Origin of the sequence: Picosynechococcus sp. NKBG042902, assembly GCF_963864045.1 — a bacterium.
Lineage (GTDB): Bacteria > Cyanobacteriota > Cyanobacteriia > Cyanobacteriales > MRBY01 > MRBY01.
Map to the genome: position 1 here is coordinate 196311 of NZ_CAWLTV010000075.1, position 10046 is coordinate 206356.

Here is a 10046-nt window from a genome sequence, read left to right on the forward strand (position 1 = left end):
CTAAAGTCGAGGCAGGGGGAGGCGATCGCCTTCGGGATTATCTAATAACAAAATGTGGCGATCGCCATCAATTTTTAGCCAGCCTTGCTGTTGAAATTCCTTAAAAAGTCGGGTGACAGTGACACGGGTCGTCCCAATGGTATCGGCGAGGTGCTGGTGCGTGAAACGATAACGGAGTCGAGTGATGGTTGCCTCTGATTTGCCCATTTCGTCCTTGAGGAGCAGCAGCAAAGAAATTAAGCGGTCTTCAATGCGTTTGAGACCGGCGATCGCCAAGAGATATTCGGCTTGACGGAGGCGCTGGAGAGTTTGTTGGAGTAATTCCTGCTGGAGGCTGGGAGACTGTTTCACGGCTTTGGCGGAGTGGCGCACCAGACGACTGTCCACAAGGGCGATCGCCTCAATCCCTTCCAGTTTGGTCATAAATGATCCCCAAAAACTGCCCTTTTGCAGCCAACCCAATACCGTCACCGTTCCTTCGGGGGTATGGCTCCGGAGCTGCAACACGCCCCGTTCCACCTGCCAAATATCCTGGGAATAGCGGGGAATTACCTGACCCCGGAGGAAAGAATGGCAAATTTTTTCCGCAGCGTCCATGGGCTTACACAAGTCAAAGGTTGGGCCAATAATAATTGCTGAAAAAGATAATTTTGGTTAAGAAATTATTGAAACTTCGCCCAGGATAAAGGAGGTAGTTAAATAAAATGTAATCGTGAGTTTAAGGTTAATCTTCTGCAAAGCACCAAACCACGAAGAGAACCCCGACCCAAAATATTACTTGTTGACTAAATTGAACGAGGGAGTTGAACCCCCAGTAGCCATAAATCACAGCAAATTGAGTTGTGACATAGGTTGTAACCAAAAAGAAAGCACTTAGTCCCAATAATAATCCAATCATTTTTCTCGAATTTTTATTTTAAGAAAGCCATGGTCATTATTTAGAATGTAGCATCGCCTTGGTGAAAATAGCTGCATTGGAACACCCATCATTCTCTTTAAATTCACGATCAAAATATTGGTAATATCAGAGACAATTTGAGAGACTCACATCATTTTTGCCCAGAGCCATCAACATTTTTTGCAAAACCCGAAACAGCACTGGCTCTTGATCTTAATTTCTGGGCTTCGGGGCTGGTGGGAATAAGTAGTTTTACTTATCAATAGTTGTTGTTGAGAATTAATAGCAAAAACTCGGATTCAATTCACCAAAACATTTGTTAAAGCTCTAGCTTAGGTTAGTTCAAAAGATCATGATCCTTTAGGCGGAAAAAACCAGAAAAGCAATAGTGTTTTGATTAGCCTTTCTGATGATCAGCTTTATTTTTGTTCAAACCTTTATGGTTCTTGACTTGACGGCTACTCAAGGACAATTTTCCGTCGCTATAATTAGTAGCTGTTTTAACTTGGTCTTAATTTAGATTAAGGAGTATTTATATTATGTACATCAAACGTTTTCTCTTGGTGGCGATCGCCTCTGTTATGAGCCTTGGTTTCTTAGGTGCTTGCGGCCCTGAGACCACTGCACCCACCGATGAAACCACCACGGAAGAAGTTCCCGCTGAAGGTGAAGTTACCGAAGAAGCTCCCGTTGACGGTGAAGTAACTGAAGAAGAAGTTCCCGCTGAAGGTGAAGCGACTGAAGAAGCTCCTGCTGAAGGCGAAGAAACCGCTAACTAATCATTTGGCGATCGCCTAGCACTTGGCTCCTCAATCCCTAGCTGGTTGGGGGGCTTTTTAGTGGGTTCACAAAAGTCATAGGTGAAAAACCTTAACAGCGTTTATTTAACTGCGGGGAGCATACATCATGACCAAAACCCCGGCGATCGCCAAACCACAGCCCAGCCAATCGTAGTTATCGGGACGAACTTGGTCGATACGCCAGCCCCACAGCAACGACAAAACAATAAAAATACCGCTGTAAGCCGCATAGACCCGACCAAAGTGAGCCGGTTGCAGGGTCGGAATCACGCCGTAAACCATCAGCAGTAGCCAGCCCAAAAGGGCGACGGGTAAACTTTTTCCTTCCCTAAGCCAGAGCCAGACGAGATAACCGCCACCAATTTCAAACAGCCCCGCCAGCACAAAATACAGCAAAGATTTGAGGATGACGCTGGTCATTGGGAAAGCTCCTGGGCAATTTTAATCAGTCGTTTTTCTGTACAAACATAGTCTAAGGGCACGTCCCAGGGATCGTTGGGCAGGGTTGGCACAAAGCAACATTCAAACACAATGCCCACTGTGGTGACGGGTTGGGGTAGGGTGGCAAAAAATCGATCATAAAATCCAGCGCCGTAGCCGAGGCGATCGCCCGTTTGACTACAGGCAAGGGCTGGTACTAGCACTAGATCAATGGTCGTTAGATCGATTAAAGGAGCCGTGGCTTCCGGTTCGCGGATGCCAAATTTGCCCGGTATCAGGCGATCGCCCATTTGGTAATGGTGCCAAGCGAGATCGACCCCGACACAACGGGGTAATCCCCAGGTTTTAGGAGCACTCAGTAAGGCTTGTAAACAGGGCTCTCGGTGGTGGGATAGATAGCCCAAAACTGTTGTGGAATTTTGCCAGAGCAAGCTGTCCTGGAGTTGCTGACAGATGGCGGCATTGGCCTGTTGCCAAGTTGATTCAAGCAGCGATCGCCGCCGTTGTTTAAAAGTTTGTCGTAAGTGGGTTTTTTGATCCATATCCATGGATATACCAGACCCATCACTACCGCTGCAATAGGGTTCTGATAGGCTAGAAAGCGTTTTTGCGGGGGGATCAATTCTTGCTTAGGAAATTCTGGGTCGTTGTGTTAATGGGAAAAGTGACGCCATGATGGAAGCACAGGTACACCAAATCCTGGTGGCGATCGCCCGTGAGCAAAATACTAGCCCCTGGCCCCACCATTTAACCCTGGCCCGGTTAGTGGCGCGGGGATTACGCTTAGGTCGCTCTGCTCTGATTCAAACCAGAACGGGTATCGAAGACTATGCTCTCAGCTATCTAACCCCTGCCCTCTTGAGCTCAGAGCCTGTCGCCATCGTCGTCCCCCAGCTATTGTTAACTTGGCTCCAGGCAGAGGAAATTCCTCGCCTACAGCGTTTACTGGGCACCGAGCGCCCCATTGCCACCCTTGAATCTGGAAGTCAACCCCACTCCAGCGCCATTACACTTTTAACCCCTTCCCAATGGCTAGGAATGATGACTGGCGATCGCCCCCCGGCCCCCGTGACAACGATTCTTAATCCCGTCGATGAGCTATGGCAGTGGGCCCAAGATTTTTACCGTTGCCAACTGCAACTTGCCGATTGGGAAATGCTCAAGCAACAAAACCCCGGCCAGCAGGATTTTATTCAGAGCCAGTACGACCAATTAAAGGCACAACTACTGCGGCGATCGCCGAATCCCTACCATTGCTATCCCCTCGACCCAGACAATCAACGCCGTTTGGCCACCTGTTTTCAACTCCCCCACCTCCCCGCAGCTTGGCGTACCTTTGCGGCCACCTGGCAACACCGTCACCAGTCACCTCTCTGCTGGGCGCACCTCCACCAACGGGACGGCCGATTTTCTCTCCAAGTAGCTCCTCAAACCCTTAACCAAAGCCTTGCACCCCTCTGGCAACGGCAGCCGACTTTATTGATTGGGAGTTTCCTCGAACCCCAACGAGAAGCCCCAAGCTTTTGTACACAAATTGGCCTCAACCCCGACCAGCTTACCTGTGTCGATTTCGCCCCCCCTCGCCAACAGGATCAAGTGCGCGTTTATCTGCCAGAACAGCGCCTTCCCCTACCCAATACCCCAGAATTCCAAGGGGAACTGTTGCACCAACTGCGTCATCTCATTCGCCGCCATCATCACCACAATCGCCCCATTGTTTTATTAATTAACGACGTGCCCCTCCAGGCGCAGATGGGGGCGGCCCTCGCCGCTGAGTTTGGATCGCGGGTCAGGGTAGAAACAGCAAATCCCCAGGCCGACAGCATTTTGATCTGTGGTTGGGCCTTTTGGCGACGGCTTACGGATCCCTTGTTTTATGGTCAATCCGTGGGCTTCCCGTTACCTCAACTGATGGCGATCGCCACCCTCCCTCTCCCGTCCTTAGAAAATCCCCTGGTGGCAGCCCGCGTCGCCCAATACAAACAAAAACGCCAAGATTGGTTTCGCCTGTACCTACTCCCCACGGCTCTCCAGGAAATGCAACGGGCCACCTATCCCCTCCACCAAGAGCAAAGTGTAATCGCTATCCTCGACAACCGCATCAACCACCGCGCCTACGGTCAACAAATCCTCGATGCCCTCCAGCCCTGTTCTGTGTGTAATTACCTTGAACCCAACTGGCTAGGAAATTAATTTTTGAGTACTCAGGCAAAAGTCAATGCTTTTGTAACAATTTGCAATATTTCGTAAACTTATGTTAAGATTGTTAATGTAGACAAACAAAACAGGCAATTTTATGGTTACCAACTTTAATTACAAACCTGAAAATCTCTTTACCCCCGTTATTTTTCGTAAGGACTTCAGCAACGCCACCATTTCCGCGACCCAAGCTTGGTCTCTCTTCTTCTCGGCGGGTCAAGAAGAAAACCTCTTTGGCCAAGAAAAAGAAATTGGTTGGTTCTATAACAATGTGTTGTTAGCCGGTGGTGTCGCCTTTGCCCTCGCCGCAATCTTCTTTAGCGCGCCCCTATCTCCTTTGTTCTAGATATTTCTAGGCTTGTGCTAAAACCTAAACCCCCAAGGCAGCCCCGTGGCTGTCTTTTTGTTATGGTGAAGGCTTGATTCACAACGTAAAGTTAGGTGGCGATGGCTCCTCCGATTCACAGCACGACAAATCCTTGGGATCAGAATTTTCAACCCTACACAGACATTATCGATGTGCGATCGCCAGCGGAATTTGCCGAAGATCATATTCCCGGTGCCGTCAACTTTCCGGTATTAAATAACGAAGAGCGGGCCTTGGTGGGCACCATCTACACCCAGCGATCGCCCTTTGAAGCCCGTAAAATTGGGGCCGCCCTCGTATCTAAAAATATTGGCCGTCATTTAGAAACGCATTTTTTAGAAAAACCCAAGGAATTTCACCCCCTCATTTACTGTTGGCGGGGCGGCCAGCGTTCCCACAGTTTCGCGACGGTACTCAGCCAAATCGGTTGGCAGACAACCCTCTTGACCGGGGGCTATAAAACCTATCGTCAGTATGTGCGCCAAGCCCTTGCCCATCGCGGAACGACCCTGTCTTTTCGGGTACTCTGCGGCTATACGGGCAGCGCCAAAACCAAATTACTCCAGGCATTACAGGCAGAACAGTTTCAGGTTTTAGATTTAGAAGCCCTCGCCGCCCACCGGGGATCTCTGTTAGGACAAATGTGGCAAGAAACGCCCCAGCAACAGCCTGCGCAAAAGTGGTTTGAGTCGCAACTGGTGGCCCAGCTCCAAGCCTTTGATCCCAGGCGACCGATTTGGGTCGAGTCAGAAAGTAAGACCATTGGCAAAATCCATGTGCCGAAACCCCTCTGGGACAATATGCGGCGATCGCCTGTGGTGGAAGTGGTTTTACCGATGGCCGAACGGGTTAAGTTACTCATCGCGGAATATCCCCACCTCATCGAACATCCAGCGACCCTGAAACAATTGCTCAGTCATCTCGTACCCAAATATGGCAAGGGCAAAATCCAAGCCTGGTACAACTTAATCGATACTCAACAATGGCCAGAATTTGTGGAGGCAATCCTCGAAGCGCATTATGACCCCACCTATCGGCGATCGCTGCCCCGCCATTTTCGCCAACCCCAACAAACCATTCACCTCAATGGGTTAAACGCCGCTGACATTCAAAGCTTTATCAAGACTCTTGGCTCAAGGTAATAGAGATTTAATACAGCTAATAAAAATCCCCTGCTGCGGGGATTTGTCACATTTCAAAACGATCTAGGGCAAGCTCCACAGATTAGGGAGTACGCTGTAACGTGGCATTTTCTTCTGGGATAATCGCCCCTTCGACAGGACAAACCTGAATACAAATGCCGCAATCGATGCACACATCAAAGTCAATCCAGTACCAATCGGTACCTTTGGCATTTTTACCGGGGCCATCATGGATACAAGCCACAGGGCAAGCTTCGACACAATCCGCGATGCCTTCGCAAACGTCAGTCACAATGGAATGGGGCAAGGGTTTTTCCTCAAAGATGTACTGCTTGTTGTTACTGTTTGTAACCGATTCCTTGCAAGAAGATCAACGTTTCGCTATTTCTCCCCAAAGGATGCTCCGGAATATTGCTCTTCGCTATGGGGACAGGCGATCGCCCCCAGCCCAAGCCTCAAATTTATCGACTATGCTTAAAACAGCACGCTTGATGACACAGGACTTTAGACTATGGCAGGCTTCAGTGATTTAGTACAAAAGGCCTTTTACCTTGGGGTCGGGGCCGCTTCCCTCGCTGCCGAAAAAGCAGGGGCAACGATCCATGATCTGCGCGAACAGGCCCAGGTCATCGCCGATGAGATGGTACAAAAAGGGGAAATGAATGCCGAGGAGGCCAAAAAATTTGTCAATGAAATGGTCAAGCAGGCCCAACAGCGGGTGCCCCAAAGCCCAGAAACGACAACAAGCTCCAACAGCGAGACCAAAGAGCCGCGCCGCATTGAAATCCTTGACGATGACGAACCTGAAAACACCGACGCCATGGACGAAGCGGAACGGCTCCGGCGGGAAGTAGAATCCCTCCAAGCAGAGCTGAATAATTTGAAACGGTAACTCATAGGAGGCAGTTCCGGGGTCATGGGAACGGCACGGGGGCCAAAGGTGGGATGACTTTAAGGGTTTCGAGGCGGGCGATCGCCAATTCTAGTCGCTGCTTTTCCACCAGAAGGCGATCTCGATCCTGGGGGCGATCGCCAATGACCTGGTTGATTTTCACGGTGTCTCCCTCTTCTACCTTGAGGTCATCGAGTTCAGTGAATTTGACTTTGAACGTATAGCGGCTGGGGCTATTGCTGACTTTTGCTACGGGGTCAATCTTCTTCTCCTCCTGTTGGGTGGTGGAACCGAGGGTCAACAAAAAGGCACCGCAACTCATAAAAATCACTATCACTGAGAACAGGTAGCAGACGGGTTCACTGAGCTTTAGTTTTTGTGCGGCAAAAATGGTCAAGTGGCGATCCCATTTTTCTATGACCTGATTTAGCTATGGCTTGAAAAACAATACTTTACTGACATTAAGTAACTCATGAATAAACTCATATTTCATTGAATTTTTTCAGGACTTTTAGACTCTTTATCTGCTCTTGATGAATATCAATGAATATCATATATGAATTTTAATTGGCTTTGCTTTGGCAATGGAAAATTTCGGTCAGTAAGAAAAAATAAGCGCGAATGAAAGTGAAAAACAAATTTGGATAGTTACTTTAACGTCACCACTGGAGTTGCAATAATAAGTGCTGTATTAGAAATATAAAGAGCATCGATTTTCCTTTCTAAAAATATTTAAGCACTTTTCAACTAATTAACTGAATCTTTACATCTTATATAAAGAGATTCTGAATCAGAAGATTCAGGATATATTACAGACTGTAATTTTCCCTGCATAAATGAGAGAGTAATTGTTGGGAAATGGCTGAGATCAGGGTAATAAGATGCGCCACTATCAGAGGCTGTACTAGTTTCAAAAAATCCTCGTTCTCCAGATAATAATGGTTTTTCTGCTTGAACCACAACTAAAGAATCTTTTTCTACTCCTTCAAGAACTTCCAACTCTACTTTATCAATCCAAATGAAAATTTCTGAAGAGCCTTGATAATCACGATTAGGCGTTGTTAAACATACGCCGGGTTCTTCCCTAAAAGAATCATAAACTTCTTTTGATACCCTAAAGGATTCTTGCACTCCTTCTCCAGACAATAAACCTATAGTACCCATCAGTAAACCTGCACCAAGACCCATACTATTAGACTCTTTTGCGTCATCCCAAACTGCTTTGCCTGCAATATTCCAAGTCCCATCTCCATTGTCTTCTATTCTGTCCAATTTAATAATAGTTGTTTCTAAGGTTTTGTCTCTTAATATATTCATTAATTCATCAGTTCTTTCTGAGTACTGAATTTTACATGCTGGTGTTGTATAATCGCATGCGTTAATGCCCTGATAGACATTGCCTATTGTGCTCAACGACAGCCCAGTTTGTATTGGCAACTCTCTGTTTTTTTCTACAACTAACTGATTATAAAGCACAGATGCAACAACAAATATCAAACCAACCAAGAGACATCCCATACCTGATGCTTGACCCTCACTCTTTTGAGAAGTAAGATTGATTTTTGTTTTGTTATTTTCAGAGCAATTGCTAAGAAGTAAACCTTCAATATCTTTGATGATTACTTCAGGGACTGTTGCAGAGGAGTAACGTTTTATGACTTTACCATTGCGGTCTACAAGAAATTTTGTAAAATTCCATTTTATATTTTCTGTTCCCCAAATACCTAGCGCTTGCGTTTTTATGTATTGGTATAAGGGATGGGCATTTTCACCATTTACTTCAATTTTTTGAAATAGAGGAAATGTAATTCCGAATTCTGTCTTACAAAAGGATTGTATTTCTTCACTACTACCTGGCTCTTGTTGTCCAAATTGATTGCAAGGGAATCCTAGAATCACTAAACCTTGATCTTTATACTGCTCATATAATGCTTGTAAGTCTTTATATTGAGGTGTAAATCCATATTCACTTGCTGTGTTGACAATCAGGATTACTTTACCTTTATATTCTTCTAATTTTATGGGTTGATTATCAATATCTAAAGCAGAAAATCTATAGATAGAATCTAGCATTTCTTGTGTATTTGCTTCAGTATTTTTGTTCTCATTTATAGTAAGTATTTCTTGCTTTAATCTTTTAAATTCTGTCTCTGTAATGAGCTCTTTATCGAGCATTTTCTTGAGTTCAGCAATCTTATCGAAGTTTTGACTGGTAGCAGTTAAGTCCTCATTTACTTGATCGGCAACTAAATTACGTGAATTACTTTTTATACTGGAGGCTTCTTTTCTAATTGGAACACCGCAGCATGGACAAAATGCTACAGCATTATTAATTTCCTGGTTACACGCAGAACAAGTGATTGAAGTCATTCTTGTGAGTATTGTATGGTATGAGTATAGATTCTGAGATTATACACTCAATATCTAAAATTATTGGGTACTCCTAAAAATCTGATTGACTCACAAAAGATGTAAAAGCTGTCTATGTAGGAGTTGAAGCAAAGAGGGGGGACAACGTTCTAGAATTAGACATCACTCAAAACCCGGAACGTTGTGAATCAAAACTCCCCCTTGGGCCCATCACGGTCACCTCACCACCTGCCGTTTGATACTTGTGGCCTTGAAAAAACTGGTGAAATCAACTTGACTTAATGGTTGCCTTATCTCTCCAGTCAGGGATTTTACGCCCAAAGGTATCAAGAATGATACTAGTAATGATCTACTCAGAAATACATACCTCAGATTAAAATAAATAAATAAATAAATGAAATATAATTCTTTCAAGGCACTTAGCAATTTTATGTTTAAATTTATTCTCACCTCTACTCTTGTTTTACCTTTCGCTGCGCAATCAATGGTGTTGGCAAACGACTCTGTGCCAAATAGTCTTTCCGTTGCTCAGAAAGAAGAAGAACCTCTATTGTTTCCAGTTCCTGACAATCTTTCATTATTCATGTCATGTTTTAAAGATGCTGATGATGTAGGGTGGGAAATTTCATCATGCGGCATAAAAATAGGCTTTATTAACAGACAAGGACAGTTTGTTATTCCACCTACTTTTAATAATGCTAGTTCATTTTCAGAAGGGCTTGCAGCAGTCATGATCAACGATAAATGGGGCTTTATTAATAAACAAGCGCAGATTGTTATTCCACCTACTTTTGATGATGCTTATTCATTTTCAGAAGGGCTTGCAAAAGTCGAGATCAACGATAAATGGGGCTTTATTAATAAACAAGGACAGATTGTTATTCCACCTACTTTTGATTTTACTAGTTCATTTTCAGAAGGGCTTGCAAAAGTCGAG

General features: G+C 45.4%; 12 protein-coding genes. 6 read left to right on the top strand and 6 right to left on the bottom strand.

What is annotated here, in order from left to right; translation table 11 throughout:
* Positions 1-597: a Crp/Fnr family transcriptional regulator gene (locus AACR41_RS13900; protein WP_030006315.1), complete on the bottom strand. Its 597-nt coding sequence runs from the start codon at positions 595-597 to the stop codon at positions 1-3.
* An 840-nt stretch (positions 598-1437) separates the two neighbouring features.
* On the opposite strand from AACR41_RS13900, the gene AACR41_RS13905 reads away from it, so the two are divergent.
* Positions 1438-1677, top strand: coding sequence for a hypothetical protein (locus AACR41_RS13905; RefSeq protein WP_030006316.1), 240 nt, complete (start codon positions 1438-1440; stop codon positions 1675-1677).
* A 105-nt stretch (positions 1678-1782) separates the two neighbouring features.
* Here AACR41_RS13905 and AACR41_RS13910 read toward each other — a convergent pair whose 3' ends face one another.
* Together AACR41_RS13910 and AACR41_RS13915 are read right to left on the bottom strand one after the other, a co-directional pair.
* Positions 1783-2118: a YnfA family protein gene (locus tag AACR41_RS13910; protein WP_030006317.1), complete on the bottom strand. Its 336-nt coding sequence runs from the start codon at positions 2116-2118 to the stop codon at positions 1783-1785.
* Positions 2115-2687 carry a 5-formyltetrahydrofolate cyclo-ligase gene (locus AACR41_RS13915; RefSeq protein WP_223209865.1) on the bottom strand — a complete coding sequence of 191 codons (573 nt, stop codon included), beginning with the start codon at positions 2685-2687 and terminating at the stop codon, positions 2115-2117. Before AACR41_RS13915 ends, AACR41_RS13910 begins: the two co-directional genes overlap by 4 nt.
* Before the next feature lie 124 nt (positions 2688-2811).
* Here AACR41_RS13915 and AACR41_RS13920 point away from each other — a divergent pair, with 124 nt between their 5' ends.
* The 3 genes from AACR41_RS13920 (at position 2812) to mnmH (ending at position 5847) form a co-directional block, all read left to right on the top strand.
* The gene (locus AACR41_RS13920; RefSeq protein WP_030006319.1) at positions 2812-4332 is read left to right on the top strand and encodes a helicase C-terminal domain-containing protein; all 1521 of its coding nucleotides are present in this window, start codon (positions 2812-2814) and stop codon (positions 4330-4332) included.
* A gap of 103 nt (positions 4333-4435) precedes the next feature.
* Positions 4436-4684, top strand: a complete 249-nt coding sequence (locus AACR41_RS13925) for a hypothetical protein (protein ID WP_012306858.1) — start codon at positions 4436-4438, stop codon at positions 4682-4684.
* Positions 4685-4785: 101 nt separating this feature from the next.
* Positions 4786-5847 carry a tRNA 2-selenouridine(34) synthase MnmH gene (gene mnmH, locus AACR41_RS13930; protein WP_030006320.1) on the top strand — a complete coding sequence of 354 codons (1062 nt, stop codon included), beginning with the start codon at positions 4786-4788 and terminating at the stop codon, positions 5845-5847.
* A gap of 82 nt (positions 5848-5929) precedes the next feature.
* Here the strand turns inward: mnmH and AACR41_RS13935 are convergent, their stop codons facing one another.
* Positions 5930-6154 (bottom strand): indolepyruvate ferredoxin oxidoreductase subunit alpha, encoded by a 225-nt coding sequence (locus tag AACR41_RS13935; RefSeq protein WP_012306860.1) that lies wholly within the window; start codon positions 6152-6154, stop codon positions 5930-5932.
* 204 nt (positions 6155-6358) lie between these two features.
* On the opposite strand from AACR41_RS13935, the gene AACR41_RS13940 reads away from it, so the two are divergent.
* Entirely contained in the window at positions 6359-6739 is a 381-nt protein-coding gene (locus AACR41_RS13940) for a phasin family protein (RefSeq protein ID WP_012306861.1), read from the top strand.
* A 22-nt stretch (positions 6740-6761) separates the two neighbouring features.
* On the opposite strand, the gene AACR41_RS13945 is transcribed toward AACR41_RS13940, so the two are convergent.
* Both AACR41_RS13945 and AACR41_RS16555 read right to left on the bottom strand, forming a co-directional pair.
* Positions 6762-7136 (bottom strand): hypothetical protein, encoded by a 375-nt coding sequence (locus tag AACR41_RS13945; RefSeq protein ID WP_030006321.1) that lies wholly within the window; start codon positions 7134-7136, stop codon positions 6762-6764.
* 350 nt (positions 7137-7486) lie between these two features.
* Positions 7487-9109 carry a redoxin domain-containing protein gene (locus AACR41_RS16555; RefSeq protein ID WP_445260569.1) on the bottom strand — a complete coding sequence of 541 codons (1623 nt, stop codon included), beginning with the start codon at positions 9107-9109 and terminating at the stop codon, positions 7487-7489.
* Positions 9110-9503: 394 nt separating this feature from the next.
* Here AACR41_RS16555 and AACR41_RS13955 point away from each other — a divergent pair.
* On the top strand, positions 9504-10046 hold a 543-nt coding region (locus AACR41_RS13955; RefSeq protein ID WP_030006323.1), incomplete at its 3' end, for a WG repeat-containing protein.